This window comes from Spirosoma pomorum (assembly GCF_054776615.1).
The window spans coordinates 171,355-185,444 of the sequence record NZ_BAAHBP010000003.1; the positions used below are offsets into that span (position 1 = coordinate 171,355).

The window sequence follows — 14,090 nt, forward strand, 5'->3', positions numbered from 1 at the left end:
AAACGCTGAGTTAATGAAACTGAAAGTTATAGGTCAGACTAGGGATTGGGGCGGCAAAGATGCTCAGGCGATACGGCTTCGTGGCTTGGCCTTCGGTCCGGTAAAAGATGGAATAGACGTTGCTGCGACCGTATAAGTTGTAGACCGTAAAGGTCCAATGGCCCTGCCAGCGTCGGTTCTTCAGGCCGGGGTTGTAAATATTCCAGGCGAAATCCAGCCGGTGGTAATCAGGGAGCCGGTACTGATTCCGCTCGTTGTAAAACGGGTAGTTTCGGTTCTGGTAGCGGATAAATCCTTCCGGGGCGGTGTAGGGGCGGCCGGTGCTGTAGGCAAAGTTGAACGAAAAGCTATGGTGGCGTCCCTGGTTGATAGTCAGGCTGGCGTTCAGACTATGGGGGCGGTCGTAGTTGGCGCGGTACCAGTCTCCGCCGTTGATTCGCTGCTGGAACGTAGCGCCCTGGTTAACCTGGTTCAGCGTCCGGGAATACGTATAATTGATCCAGCCCGTCAATTCCCCCTTTTTCTTGGCAACCATCAGTTCCAGCCCATAGGCTTTACTGCGACCGTCCAGCAACTGCGTTTCGGGGTAAGGCTGTAACAAAAAATCGGCCCCTGGTTTGTAGTCCAGAATGTGCTGCGTACTCCGCCAGTAGATCTCCGCCGACAGCTCTAAAATATTGTTTTTGGAGTTATGCGAATAGCCCGCCGACCACAATTGGCTTACCTGCGGCTGGATGTGCGCATCCGATGTTTTCCAGCGCGAGGTAGGGAGGGGCGTCGTGGTGTTGGTAATGACCTGAAGATACTGCCGCATCAGGTTATAGCCAAACTTGACTGACGAGTTGGGCGACAGGGCGTAACGCAGGCCCACCCGGGGTTCAAAACCACCGTACTGCGCGCTTACCTGTCCATTCTGATACCGTATCGAATCGACTACGGCCGACGCGTCGAAGCCGACTTCACTCTGGCGGTACTGGCGAACAACGGACGGGCCCAGCGCCAGAAAATGCGAATAGCGTATCCCCACCGAAACCGCTAGCTGGTCTGACAGGCTGACTTCGTCTTCGGCGTGAACGGCCAGCTCCAGTGCGTTTTCCTGGGGCGTCCGCCTGTAGTTGACCGATGGACTGTTATTGGGAATCAGCTCGCCTGGATTGATCTGGTAGTGCGTCCCGCTGATGCCTACCTCAATCTTTTGATTCGTCAGCTGGTAATTGAGGTTCGACTTGACCTGCCGTTGCAGCAGTCCCTGTTTCAGCACGACCTTATTATTCGTACTGTCTTCGGTCGAGATAATTGTTGGTACGTAACGAGCGATCAGCGCGGTCGTTTGCAGGTTCAGTTGGGGTGTAATCGAATGAAACCAGCGAACCATACCGTTGGCTGTCTGCTGACCATACTGCGTATTAACGGCGTTGACGTTGGCCAGACTACCCAGCAGGTTTGTCTGAAACAGATCGGCGCTGTAATACCCCATGGCGGTTACGGTATTGCGGTCGTTGACCCGCCAAAACAGCTTCGCCGTTCCGTCGCCGAACTTAGCCCGAATGCTGCTGAGCTGATCGGACACCAGACGCAGCAGGAAATCATTAAACGCCCCCCGCCCCGACACCAGGAGACCCAGTTTTCCTTTGACGATGGGCGTTTCGATCGTCAGCCGGTTTGCCACCAGGCTAGCGCCCCCATCGAGCTTCGCCTGGTACAGGTCAGGGTTTCGGAGGTTGACGTCGAGTACCGAGGCCGCCCGGCCCCCGTAACGGGCTGGCACGTTGCCTTTGTACAGGTCAAGGCCGCTGACGGCGTCGGGCGGGAAGACCGAAAACAGGCCGAACATGTGGGTGGGGTTGAAGATCGGCGTATCGTCGAGTAGAATCAAGTTTTGATCGGTGGTGCCGCCCCGGATATTGACACCGTTGGCCGCTTCGCCCACGCTACTAACACCGGGCAGCATCTGCAGGCTGCGCAGAATGTCGGTCTCGCCGAGCGCTGCGGGCATTTTCTTGATCGCTGTCATACTGATCTGACTGACGCCGAGTAGCGGCTGGCGTACGTTCCGGTCAAATCCTTTGCTGGTGACGGCCACTTCCTCCAGTTGACTGGCCACCGAGGATAGTTGTATTGCCAGCGATTTATTGTCGTGAACGGAAAGGATTTCGCGGTAGGGAACGTACCCTACGTAACGCACGACGAGCACGTGGCGACCAGGACTTACATTGATGGAAAAGTGCCCGGCGGCATCCGTATAAGTTCCCCGGGTTGACTTCTCGTAGTCCAGCACGATTGCCGCCCGGGCCAGGGGTTGTTTGGTGGTCGAATCAAGTACTGTGCCCGAGATCAGGTACGGCGTTTGAGCATGAATGTGCAAAACGCTTAGCATCAGCGAAAGCAAAACCAGTAGTCGTTTCATAAACATTGAGCCCCGTTGGTCGGTAGTATAGTCAGAAGAAATGCTGGTGTTGCCTTGTGCGCGACAGCAGGGTTGATGCGTGACAAGGAGAATAACCGGGCGTAACTGCCTGGTAACATCTATCTATAAAGTAGAATAGAAACTAGTACTACTTAAGAAAATTGGAGAATCTGATCATTGTCTGATCGGGGCTCTGATTACCATTGTTACGTATCGTCTGACCCTACATTATTGTCTGTCGCCCATGCACGCTTATTACTTTATCAGTCTCTTTTTAAGTTCTGTGCTTATGACTAATCCTTCTCCGCAGCCCGTCTCCGTGGCGTACACATCGGAAGCTGACTCGGCAAATCTGATTGCGCCAGGAGCTACACTGCAACGCGTGTCTGATCAGTTTTCATTTACGGAAGGTCCCGCCGTCGATAAAGATGGTAACGTGTATTTCACTGACCAGCCCAACAACAAAATCTGGCATTACAGCACAGATGGAAAACTGAGCCTGTTCATGGACAATGCCGGTCGTTCGAACGGAATGTACTTCGACAAGGCGGGCAATCTGATTTCCTGCGCTGATGCGAACAACGAACTCTGGTCGATCAGTCCGGATAAAAAAGTAACGGTACTGATGTCGGGTTACCAGGGTAAACGGCTTAACGGACCGAATGACGTATGGGTGGACGCTAAGGGAAATTGCTACTTCACCGATCCATTCTACAAACGGGATTACTGGACGCACAGCGGTCCCGAAGTAGACGGTCAGAACCTGTTTTTTCTGCCTAAGGGTAAGAAAGATCCCATCCTGTTCGACGGAAATTACAAACGCCCCAATGGGATCATTGGTACGCCCGACGGGAAAACCCTATACGTCGCTGACATTGGCGACAGCAAAACGTACAAATACCAGATCAACGGCGACGGGAGCTTAAGCAACCGCCAACTATTTACCAACCAGGGCTCCGACGGGATGACGCTGGACGAAAAAGGAAACGTGTACCTGACCGGAAAAGGCGTGATGGTCTACAATCCGGCCGGTGAACTGATTCTGACGATACCCGTACCGGAAGGTTGGACCGGAAATATCTGTTTTGCCGGTAAAGACCGGAAAACGCTGTTCATCACCGCGTCTAAATCGGTCTACACCCTGAACATGCAGGTAGCAGGTGCTCAATAAGCGCTAACAATCAGGGCTAACAAGGGGTTGCTTCTAATGATAGTAAACAACCCCGCGTCAGGCCATGTCGGCACAACGTCGGCATGGCCTGACGCTTTTTTTTGCATGAATCCAAAGACTATTATTATCGTAGGTGGAGGTGCCTGTGGCGTCGCTACGTTTGTCCACCTTGTTCTAAAGCTCATCATTGAACCCGAACGTGATCCAGTTTCTTTTGTGGTCGTTGAAAAACGGGACGAAATAGGTCCCGGCCTGGCCTACGGAACAGGTCAGAAGGGGCATCTGCTCAATACGTCCGCCGGGCTAATGGGCATCTTTGCCGAAGAGCCTGGCCACTTTGTGGAGTGGATGGCGGAACACAAGGAATTCATCGACGAACACTTTCCCGAAACGGAAACCAGCGCTGATGGCTACCCACCCCGCCAACTCTACGGCGTTTACCTCAAGGACGTGTTTGACGAGTACGTAACGCTGGCCCGCCAGCATCAGATGACCGTCGATATTCACCAGGAGATGGCCGTCGATGCCGACCTGACCGAAAATCAGGTGAGCGTTACGCTGGAGTCTGGTCATACGATTCCGGCCGATGTACTTGTGCTGGCTACGGGAACGCCCCGACCTAATAATTTTACGTCCCTGGAATCATCCCCCAAGTACCTGGATTCGCCCTGGCCTGCCAGCCGGATTCTGAATACGGTGACGGATAAAGACGCGTCGGTCTGCGTCCTCGGGGCCAGCCTGACGGCGCTGGATGCCGTGATTACGCTGGTCAATAATGGCCACCGCGGCCCCATCAAGATGTACTCGAAAGACGGGCTATTGCCCCGGGCGCAGTCGCCGAAGGAAGTACCATTCGATCGGCAGGTACTGACGCTGGCTAACATCCGCAAAGTGATTCGGGAGAACAAACGGCCGTTGCAGACAAAAGACTTATTCCGGCTGTTTCAGGAAGAAGTGGAACGCGTAGAGGGACCGCAGGACTGGAAACAGTTCCGGCGCGTGGGCCGGTCGCAGCTTGAGTTGATTAACGAAGATATCGCGCTGGCTGAGAAGGGAGAAAGTATCTTCCAGAATATTCTGTACTCGACCCGTTACATCTCGTTTGAAACCTGGCAGCTCCTGCCGCCCGACCAGCGGAAGCTGTTTTTTAAATGGCTGAAACCCTATACTGACATCAACCGGCACGCGATTCCTTTACAGAATGCTTACAAGCTCCGGGATCTGTTGGCTTCAGGGCAATTGACCGTAACGGCCTATTCCGATGAGATAGACTGGAATGAGGAAACGGAACAATTTACGCTGACGACCGAAAAAGGGTATACCGATGAGGCCGACTATGTAATCAACGCTACCGGCCCCGCCATGGATCTTGAAAAGATGGATGTGCCGATTTTGCAGCAGATGCTGAAAAAAGGATACCTGCTTCCCTGCGACGCGGGTGGGGCAGAGGCTGATGTCAACACCATGCAGATATGCGTTCCTGACGTAAAGGACGCGCCAGTGTACGGTATCGGTCATCTGCTGGTGGGCGAGTTGTTTGACACGAACGCCGTCTGGTTCAACGTTGAACAGGTCGACCCGATGACTACATCCATCCTCAAACGCCTGACGCATGAACGTACTAAATGAACTGCTGACCAGCGTTGTGCCGCTGTACGGCTTTATCATTCTGGGGTACGTGGCGAATCGATGGCTTGGTTTGGAAAGCAAGCCAATTTCCAAGTTGCTGCTTTACGTTTTGATTCCGCTGGTTATTTTCGATAATATCCTGAAAGCCGAAATGACCCAGCTGGCCGTGGCCATGTCCGTCATTTTTCTGCTGGCCGCGCTGATGAATATTCCCGCCCAGCTGGCCGGACGTTTTTTCGGCAAGGACATGAACCAGGATTTACTGAACTGTTCCTATTCGTATTTCAATATCGGCTGGTTCGGAATCCCGGTCGTGATGGCGCTGTTTGGCGAAGAGAAGATGCCGCTGATTATCAGCGCGTACATGGGTAATGTCTTGTACGGGGACACCGTCGGCTATTATCTGGTATCGCGCAGCAAAGACCTGCCCGTCAGCGACTCTATCAAGAACGTCCTGAAGATCCCGGCGATTTACGCTCTGATTGTTGCCATTATTGCCAACTTACTCGGGTTCAAGATGCCGGAGAGTCTGGAACCCGTCACGAAAGGGGCAAGCTGGACGCTGTCGGCGCTGGGCATGATGATCATTGGCATTACCCTAACGCAGGTTAAGTTCAAGGAAGTCGATTATAAACAGTTCAGTAAGCTGATGGCTGTGCGATACGTTGCAGCCGCTGTGCTGCTGGGGGCGTTGGTCTGGCTGGAATCTATACTGATCGGCCAACTCGAAGGTGAAGAACAGAAACTAATGCTGTTGATGGCCACGTTCCCCATTGCCGCTAACCTCGTCGTTTTTGCCTCGTTTCTGGATACCGAAACGGAAAACGCGTCGGTGCTGGTGGCCTTCTCGTCCATCATCTCGCTGGTGCTGGTGCCGGTTGGGTGTCTGCTATTGTTTCAAAACGCTGGCTAGACTGACTGTGCTGATGATCTAAATCAAGAAGCACGGAGCAAGCTGATTAAGGGCTTGTCGAGTCTCCCCGGCGGGGAGACTCGACAAGCCTTTTTTACTTCACTACGGTAGCTTCTAGTTCGACGGTCAAGGTGTCAAACAGGCTATTTACTTCGATAAGAGTCGTGGCTTGTTTGATTCGGTGCTTTGTGATCCATTCCTGAAGTACGGGAAAGCAGGCCATAAATTCAGACGACGATGTTGTGAAAATATTTAGTCGCACAATGTTCTGGCAGTCATACCCGGCTTCGTCGATAATCTGCTCCAGATTTCGTATGGCCAGCATCAGCTGCGTTTTCATATCGTCGGTACTCGACCGGCCATCGGGATAAACGGCTGCCTGGCCCGAGCAGTACAACGTACTTGTTACCTGCTTTACGTCAACGGCCTGTACGTAACTGCGTTCATCCTGCCATGTCCAGGGGTTGATGATTCGTTTTTCCATGTGCTTATACTGAAAAATTGATGGGCAAAGTTCAGCATAAGTCTGGACGCCGATCGTGACGTAGCGCACAACTTTCTGGTGACGTATATCACACTACGGGGCTAGTCGACTCAGTGTTTCGCGCGAGACACCCAGATAAGAAGCCAGCATGGTTTTGGGTACACGTTGAATCAAAAAAGGCTGCTGTTTCAGCAATTGTTCATACCGTTCTTTGGCGTTGGTAGTCAGGAGCGATAGTAGGCGTTGCTGCGAAGCAATCGAGCCGAGAATCGACTTCTGAAGAAAGAAATGCTCTATCTTGGGCAAGCTGTTGCCGAGTTTTTTGTAATCGTCCAGCGATAGGCAAAGTACGTCTGTATCCTCAATGCAGTCCAGGGAAAAGGTCGCTGCGCTTTGAGTGTAATAAGCCTGAAAATCGCTTTCCCACCAGTCATCCATAGCAAACGAAACGATATGTTCCTTCCCCGAATCGTCGGTATAGACTAGCTTCAACAAGCCTGAAACAACAAAGTAAACGTAGCGTACGGGTTCTCCTACTTGAATAAGAAACTGGTGCCGTCTGAAGCGTTTTTGAGTGAAATGGGGGATCACGAAGGCGAATTCATCGTCCGTTAGCGAAACTATTTTCTCGATATGTGTTCGTAATTTTTCGTGCACTACGGTAGTGTATGGCGATAGAAGTAAAATTAGGAAATTTCATAGCTGCAATCATCTAGCTTAAACAGGACTGTTACGCAGTGACTATCTGTACTTCTAACGTAAAACATTTTTTATTTGATTCTATCCAACATACTAACAACGCAGACGAATGAAACAAAAACTCTTCTACCTCTTTGGAATCTTTCTGTCGATAGCAACAGCGCATGGGCAGACCGGTTCGATAGAAATTCCCTTTCAGATCGTTGATACGTTCGGGCCATTTTCGCCCGGTTATCTTACTGTTAATTTAGTACCTCTGGCCCAGGTAAAATCCAAACGATCATATCATTTGCTAAAAGGAATTCCCGGTTCTTGGAAAGGGACAAAACAGGGAGCTATTCCATTAGATAATAACCAGTATACATTTCAGCGTAGTAAAGCTGGAGAGATTACTGATGAGGAGTATAAGGACTTTCAGGCAGAGAGCCATTGGTCAACTTTCCCCCGGGAGCTGTCGTTGGCCCCGATTCAGTGCTTTGTGTACGCCGTAACTGGCGTTGATGAACAGGGCCGGTTCCAGGTTGTAATTGACAGTAATAATAACCTGGACGTAAGCGACGAGCAACCGTTTGAACCCGCTATCTACTCAAACATGTTCAACTCACCTGAAACGGGCACTATCCGTTCGATTCAATTTGAGCGATACCTGAACAGGAAAGTAGTTAAGGCGACCTCGAAGCTGGCAATCTGGCGCTCGGCAGACGAAATCAAAATAAGTTTTCCGCTTTATGCGCAGGCTACCTTCCCGGGGTCGGGCGAACGGATAGCGGTTGTCGCTACGAACTGCGCTAATCCCAACTTTATCAATTCCGTTGCTACCGTATTGACCGACAGTATGATACAGCGGGCTAAAGAGCCTGGCAAACGTGTGTGGACGAGAGGAATGAGTAAGGAAGGAGAGTACTTGTCAATAAATCAGGAAACCTATAAATACGCGGGTGTTGATCTAAGCAGACAGGTGATTCGGCTGAAGAAAATGAATCGGAATGATACGTTGTATTCGACACAGCGGGGATTTCTGGCCCCACCATTCACGGCGGTTGAGTTTGCGACCCAAAAGCCGCTGTCACTGGCTAGTTTGCGAGGCAAATACGTATTACTCGATTTTTGGGGAACCTGGTGCGCCCCCTGTCGGGCTGAAATGCCAAGTTTAAAGCGGGCTTATGAACAGTTCGATCGGAGCCAGGTCGAGTTTATTGGCATTGTCACAAACGACACGCCGGAAAAGCTGCGCCAGTATCTCGATCAGGAGAAAATTACCTGGCCGCAACTTCTCTCCGATGAGGCCGACAAAATAGCGGAAGCGTATCAGGTAAACAGTTACCCGACAACGGTGCTGCTGGATCCCCAGGGTAAAGTACTGGCGACTAATATTATGGGCCGTAACTTATTCCAAGTACTTTCTCAGCTAATAAAACCTAAGAACTAAACGAGTTTCTGTCCGTGATGAGATAACTTATTCCGAACTTGCGTTATTAACTAAAGAAGCGTTACAAACCCACATGACCATGAGATTAGTACTGGTTGTCGTTTTACTGACTTTGGGCCGCTTTGGCTATGCGCAGACGGTAGCGCCCGATACGTTTGCCCTGGCCCTGAAGAAGGTTCAGAAACCACAGCTGATTGATGTGCGAACGCCCGCTGAGTTCGGGGACGGGCACCTGCCGAACGCGACCAATATCAACTCGCAGGGCGCAGACTTTACGCAGTCGCTGAGCAAACTTGATAAAAATCAACCTGTTTACGTCTACTGCATGTCGGGTGGACGGAGTAAAGGAGCGGTCGAGAAACTGCATGAACTGGGTTACGACCAGGTATACGAACTGAAAGGCGGTTACCTCAAATGGGCGTCGCGAATGATGCCGGTCGAGGGGGTAAATCGATCGACGGACAAAGCCCAGTGGTCGACGGCCCGGTTTGACAGCCTGATTCAGACGCAGCCGTTGGTGCTGGTTGATGTGTACGCCCGCTGGTGCGCACCTTGTAAAAAGATGATGCCGCTGGTTGATAAACTGGCTACTGAAATGACTGGTCAGCTGACCGTTGCTAAGTTCAACGCCGATACTGAAAAGGCCATGCTGGCGGCTTACCAGGTCGAAGACCTGCCAACGCTGCTAGTCTTTCGGAATGGCAAGCTGGAGAAACGAGAAATCGGCTTCCACGATGAGGCCGCGTTACGTGCCCTGCTGGTGCCAACCAAGTAATCAAGCCAAATAGGAACACTGAATAGAAGCCCGGTCACGATGATCGGGCTTCTTGAGTTTAAATGAGTTGTTAGTATAGATTACGTATTGTTGACCGCCCGATTCGCTTACGACTGATCTGTCCTCATAGCCCATAGACCCAGCAGGGGGCCAGGGAGCAAGACATAAAATAGGAACGGCGAAAAGCCAAACTGCTCTACGAGCCAGGCCATCAGTTGAATAGAAACGACCGTTAGAAGAAAACCCAGACTGGTCACAAGCGTTAAGATACTGCCCCGCTTGTCAATGGGAGCGTTAGCGGCCACCAGCGTCGAGAACTGGGGAGAGTCGCCCGCAGCGGCAGCGCCCCACAGCAACAGAAAGCTGATAAACACAGGAAAAGGCATTCGTATGAAAACCGGCATGAGTACAATGCAGCTTCCTGACGTGAACAAAAGCAGTTGCGCCGTTCGGTGGCTACCAATTCGCAAAGCCCGGAAACCGCCCGCTACACAACCCACCATACCGGCTGCGATGATTAGAAAGGAGACAAGGGAAGGACTCACCGAGTTCTCCCTCTTGACATTGTAAGCTGCTACGAGCGCCGGCAGAAATGCCCAGAACGTATACAACTCCCACATATGCCCGAAGTAGCCCAGCATGGCCGGACGAAAAGCCGATGGACGAAAGAGCTTTGTTACGGTGCGCAGTTGTAACGACGATCGATGATTCTGAACCGGTTTGGCGGGTACGAACGAAACCAGCAGGATGCCTCCGCTCACGGCCAGTATACTTATGGCCAGCATCAGCGTTCGGTAGGGTAAATCAGCGCCTAATCCGCGGATCAAGTGCGGGAAAGCGGTGCCCAGTACCAGCGCTCCCACCAGAAACCCCATCGCCCGACTCAGTACGGGTTTGAACCAGTCGGCGGCAATCTTCATCCCAATCGGATAAACACCCGCCAGAAAGAAACCCGTTACGAATCGACTAATTAATACCGTGTCAGCCCGGATAGGGAAAAACAGCCAGCCTACGTTAGCCAGTGCCGCCAGTACAACCGAAGAAAGAAACACCCGTGTGCTCAGAAAGCGATCTGGAACGCCGAGCAAAGCGTACAGGAGCGTACCACTGACAAAACCAATCTGTACTGCCGACGTAATCCAGCCGTTGAGTCCTGGTGCGTTGAGTAGCGGTATCAGATCTGGTAGAATTGCGTTTCCCGCAAACCAAAGCGACGTACCCGCAAATTGGGCCAGTACAATAACCAACAGGGTTGCAGTAGAAACAGGCGGTGAAGACATGGTCAAAGATACCGCCGGGGCGGGGGGACCCACAACGGGAACTACAGAATGATTGACACAAAAAAACGGCACCAGTTTGCTGTCCTGGTGCCGTCTGTTCAAAAGTTATTGCTTGAGCTACTACTGCTTGATCAGCTTTATGGTTTTCAGCTGCGTTGCATCCCCCGCCTGTAGTAAGTATATACCCGGCGAGCGGCCCAGGCTGATCCGCTGACGCTGGCTAGTGCCGCTTACTTCCAGCGACTGTTCGCTGAGTGATTTGCCCAGCGCGTCCAGCACGCGTAGTTGTAGCGTCTGGCCCTGAATGCCCGTTACGTTGATATCCACGTGATCGTTGCTGGTTGGGTTGCCGAGCACCTGAACCTGGAGCGATTGCTCGGAGAGCGCAACACGAGCGCCCGACGAGCAGGGAGCAGGGCGTACCCATTCGAGCGTTACTTCCGATGCTGGTTCACCTACGTAACGAGCGCGGAGCGTAAACGGTCTGACGTCACCCGCTGTGCGCAAATCGCTGTCGAACTGGTGCGTTGGATTGGTGGTCCAGCCCGTGATACCTGGCACCGAGTAGTATTCTACCGTTTTGCCCGCTGCTGCGTTGGCCACCCGGAACGTAAAGATACCCGTAGCGCAGCTATACGTCGGTTCGATCAGGCGGAACTGAGCGCTAGTCGAACCACAGGCACCGGCTAAATCAAAGGTGTAGCTAACGGTTACCCCGCTTTGAGTGGCCTGAATAACAATTGGCTTCGGATCGGCCCGCAGTTCTGCCTCAACAACGCCATTTGGGTTAGTTGGCGCGTCGCGGCTGATACCAATGGCGAAGTACGTAATGGGGGTACCATCACCGTTGGTGGTTCGGAACGAGATCGCACCCGTCGAACAATTGTACAGCGGAGCGATCAGCGCCAGTGGCTGGGCCGCATCGGTGGTAACAACAATAATGTCCAGCATCGCCTGAGCCGACAAATTACCTGGATCCGTTGCCGTAACGATGATTGGGAACGTACCTACCTGCGTGGGCGTACCCGAAATACGGCGGGTGGTGGCGTTGAAACTTAAGCCGTCTGGTAAACCCGAAACCGAGTAGGTCAGCACGTCTCCGTTAGGATCCGAGAAGGTGGTTGTCGGAATCTGGTAGGCAAAAGCCGCTCCCCGGCGCGCAAACTGATTTTCCAGCGGGGTAGCCAGAACGGGAGGCTGATTGCCATCCGATCCCTGGCAGTACACCCGGAAGTTGAATACGTACGTAACAACTTTACCGTTCTGACGCGCTTTCAGTTCAACCGTTTTCGAGTTCTGATCGGCCAGGACGGGCGCGTCCAGGAACTGGTTCGGATTGGGATTCCAGTCGGTGATACCAATACCCTGATACTCGATTGGCGAGCCATCGCCACCGGTGGTCTGGAACGTCAGGGCACCCGTCTGGCAGTTAAATTTAGGTTCAACCAGCGCCAGTGGCTGGGCGATCGCCTGAATCGCTTTATCGGCCTGAATAAAGCCGTATCCGGTGCGGTAATCAAAGCCGGTGTCGAAATTAGGCGTAAGCGGATCGTCCATGTCCAGCGCGGTCTGCTGCATGATCGTCAGAACGCTGCTGCGAATCAGGTTATTACCTGCTTTTTGCTGCATCAGAGCCGCTACGGCCGCTGCATGCGGTGCCGCTGCCGACGTACCGAAGAAGTTCGGGAATCCGTCATTTTCATAGTCTGAGCCGAAGAACGTATTGTTGCCGCCATCGACCGAGGTTATTTCTGGCTTTTGCCGATACTCGGGCTGTGCCAGGCGGTTACCGGCTGCATCGAACAGCATCGGCGTACCACCCGCCGATGAGAATGACTCAACCCGGGGAGTTGTCAGGTTTACGTTGAAAGCTGGCGTATTATAGTAGGGAGCCGCGGCTACGCTGATACAACCCGCAGCCATGTTATGCCCGAATGAAGCGCCACTGTTGGTGTTGAATTCAATGCCAATACCCGTGCTGCCGAAGTTTACCCACTTGATGCGGCCCGGATCGGGACCTTCGTACTTAACGATATACACGTCGACGCCCACCGCTGCGGTTGTGGAGTTGGTGTATGTACCCGTTACTTCGACCGGATCACCATTGGCGATGTTGTTGGCCACACCCGAAGCTACCAGCGTATTTCCCCGATAGACCAGAATATCCATGTCGGTCGTAGCGCCTGTGCCCCCGCTCACCGAGCGGAAAGGCTGGTCCCACTGCAAGACGAGCCGGAGGGTACCCCGGGCCGGTACGGTGATACGCTGGCTGTACTTACCGCCGAAGTCGTGCGCGTAACCCAGTACGTTGGTGGCATTTCCGGGTGCCGAAACCAGTGGCCCCGGTACGTATTCTTTTTCGTAAGACACCCGCGCCCGGTTACCCGCCGACGAGAAATAAGTCAGCTTCGAATCGTTGGCGACCACCTCGTTAACCGCCTGACCGACGATACCATCCTGGAAGAACGGCTCATTCAGGTAGATAATATCATCGACAATGACGTTACAGCCCGCGGCTGCCAGATTTTTAATGCCCTGCGCAAAACCCGCCTGGCCCCGGTTGGCCGTATTGAAGGCAATGGCGGCACCCGGTGCTACGTCGTGTACGATCTCCGCCATGGCCCGACCTTCATCTGAAGCACCCGCTACCAGGTAGTCATCAAGCACCTGAACTCCTGCCGCTGGCAGATCGCCCGATGCGACACCGGCGGCTGCGCCCCCCAGATAATTATACGAATCGGAAATGACGCCAACCTTCGTGCCCGTGCCATCAACGCCCAGTGTCTGCCGGGCAATGTCGGCCCGGAGGGCTTTGTCACCCTGCGACGTTACCTTACCGACGTTCAGATCGGGTTTGTAAAACGGATGGGCGTAGGTCAGGTTACTGATGTTCTTCAGCTGATCCAGCTTGTCGATGGGCAGATAACCGAAGATCATGCTTTTGAACGCAACCCCCTGCCGGAGGCCAAGCGCCTGTAACTGGGCCAGCAGCGCCTGCCCATTTCGGTCGCTGGCAGAGGCTTCGATGGCGACGGCCCCGTCGACGATGACGTATTCGTTCTGAACCTCCTGGTCGCGATCAGGAGGAAGAATGGCACCGGTAGCTCTGATCTGGAGATTCAGCAGGGCTGGGGTGACTTTAGCAGCCTGCGAAGCTGCTTTGGCGGGGTTAGGCGTCTGCGCCTGAACCAGGAAAGGAGATGCCGACAGCGTAAACGCTAACAGCGCAGCAGAGCCCCAACCTCGAAGTAAAGGTTTGATCATAAAAAATGAAGTGATTTTGGGTAAGTGAGAAATAATCTA

The 14,090-nt window shown here is 52.9% G+C and carries 10 protein-coding genes; 5 read left to right on the forward strand and 5 right to left on the reverse strand.

Annotated features, from left to right (window positions below; translation table 11 throughout):
* Positions 1 to 10 precede the first annotated feature (10 nt).
* Positions 11 to 2,407, reverse strand: a complete 2,397-nt coding sequence (locus ACYVAD_RS08825) for a TonB-dependent receptor (RefSeq protein ID WP_461139132.1) — start codon at positions 2,405 to 2,407, stop codon at positions 11 to 13.
* A gap of 289 nt (positions 2,408 to 2,696) precedes the next feature.
* On the opposite strand from ACYVAD_RS08825, the gene ACYVAD_RS08830 reads away from it, so the two are divergent.
* The 3 genes from ACYVAD_RS08830 (at position 2,697) to ACYVAD_RS08840 (ending at position 6,120) form a co-directional block, all read left to right on the forward strand.
* On the forward strand, positions 2,697 to 3,578 hold the full coding sequence (locus ACYVAD_RS08830) for an SMP-30/gluconolactonase/LRE family protein (RefSeq protein WP_461139133.1): 882 nt from the start codon (positions 2,697 to 2,699) through the stop codon (positions 3,576 to 3,578).
* Positions 3,579 to 3,683: 105 nt separating this feature from the next.
* The gene (locus tag ACYVAD_RS08835; RefSeq protein WP_461139134.1) at positions 3,684 to 5,207 is read left to right on the forward strand and encodes an FAD/NAD(P)-binding protein; all 1,524 of its coding nucleotides are present in this window, start codon (positions 3,684 to 3,686) and stop codon (positions 5,205 to 5,207) included.
* On the forward strand, positions 5,191 to 6,120 hold the full coding sequence (locus tag ACYVAD_RS08840; protein WP_461139135.1) for an AEC family transporter: 930 nt from the start codon (positions 5,191 to 5,193) through the stop codon (positions 6,118 to 6,120). Before ACYVAD_RS08835 ends, ACYVAD_RS08840 begins: the two co-directional genes overlap by 17 nt.
* A gap of 94 nt (positions 6,121 to 6,214) precedes the next feature.
* Here ACYVAD_RS08840 and ACYVAD_RS08845 read toward each other — a convergent pair whose 3' ends face one another.
* Together ACYVAD_RS08845 and ACYVAD_RS08850 are read right to left on the reverse strand one after the other, a co-directional pair.
* Entirely contained in the window at positions 6,215 to 6,604 is a 390-nt protein-coding gene (locus ACYVAD_RS08845) for a RidA family protein (RefSeq protein ID WP_461139136.1), read from the reverse strand.
* Between the two features lie 93 nt (positions 6,605 to 6,697).
* Positions 6,698 to 7,261 carry a Crp/Fnr family transcriptional regulator gene (locus ACYVAD_RS08850; protein WP_461139137.1) on the reverse strand — a complete coding sequence of 188 codons (564 nt, stop codon included), beginning with the start codon at positions 7,259 to 7,261 and terminating at the stop codon, positions 6,698 to 6,700.
* Positions 7,262 to 7,412: 151 nt separating this feature from the next.
* Between ACYVAD_RS08850 and ACYVAD_RS08855 the strand changes: the two genes are divergently transcribed.
* Both ACYVAD_RS08855 and ACYVAD_RS08860 read left to right on the forward strand, forming a co-directional pair.
* Positions 7,413 to 8,732, forward strand: a complete 1,320-nt coding sequence (locus ACYVAD_RS08855) for a TlpA family protein disulfide reductase (RefSeq protein ID WP_461139138.1) — start codon at positions 7,413 to 7,415, stop codon at positions 8,730 to 8,732.
* Positions 8,733 to 8,811: 79 nt separating this feature from the next.
* Positions 8,812 to 9,507, forward strand: a complete 696-nt coding sequence (locus tag ACYVAD_RS08860) for a thioredoxin domain-containing protein (RefSeq protein ID WP_461139139.1) — start codon at positions 8,812 to 8,814, stop codon at positions 9,505 to 9,507.
* Positions 9,508 to 9,614: 107 nt separating this feature from the next.
* Here the strand turns inward: ACYVAD_RS08860 and ACYVAD_RS08865 are convergent, their stop codons facing one another.
* Positions 9,615 to 10,787 (reverse strand): MFS transporter, encoded by a 1,173-nt coding sequence (locus tag ACYVAD_RS08865; RefSeq protein ID WP_461139140.1) that lies wholly within the window; start codon positions 10,785 to 10,787, stop codon positions 9,615 to 9,617.
* Between the two features lie 120 nt (positions 10,788 to 10,907).
* Positions 10,908 to 14,051, reverse strand: a complete 3,144-nt coding sequence (locus ACYVAD_RS08870; protein WP_461139141.1) for a putative Ig domain-containing protein — start codon at positions 14,049 to 14,051, stop codon at positions 10,908 to 10,910.
* Positions 14,052 to 14,090: the final 39 nt, after the last annotated feature.

Bases quoted from the DNA above. Each gene is read 5' to 3' on its own strand.
- ACYVAD_RS08825 (WP_461139132.1), bottom strand. From the start codon at position 2,407: ATGAAACGACTACTGGTTTTGCTTTCGCTGATGCTAAGCGTTTTGCAC.
- ACYVAD_RS08830 (WP_461139133.1), top strand. From the start codon at position 2,697: ATGACTAATCCTTCTCCGCAGCCCGTCTCCGTGGCGTACACATCGGAA.
- ACYVAD_RS08835 (WP_461139134.1), top strand. From the start codon at position 3,684: ATGAATCCAAAGACTATTATTATCGTAGGTGGAGGTGCCTGTGGCGTC.
- ACYVAD_RS08840 (WP_461139135.1), top strand. From the start codon at position 5,191: ATGAACGTACTAAATGAACTGCTGACCAGCGTTGTGCCGCTGTACGGC.
- ACYVAD_RS08845 (WP_461139136.1), bottom strand. From the start codon at position 6,604: ATGGAAAAACGAATCATCAACCCCTGGACATGGCAGGATGAACGCAGT.
- ACYVAD_RS08855 (WP_461139138.1), top strand. From the start codon at position 7,413: ATGAAACAAAAACTCTTCTACCTCTTTGGAATCTTTCTGTCGATAGCA.
- ACYVAD_RS08860 (WP_461139139.1), top strand. From the start codon at position 8,812: ATGAGATTAGTACTGGTTGTCGTTTTACTGACTTTGGGCCGCTTTGGC.
- ACYVAD_RS08865 (WP_461139140.1), bottom strand. From the start codon at position 10,787: ATGTCTTCACCGCCTGTTTCTACTGCAACCCTGTTGGTTATTGTACTG.
- ACYVAD_RS08870 (WP_461139141.1), bottom strand. From the start codon at position 14,051: ATGATCAAACCTTTACTTCGAGGTTGGGGCTCTGCTGCGCTGTTAGCG.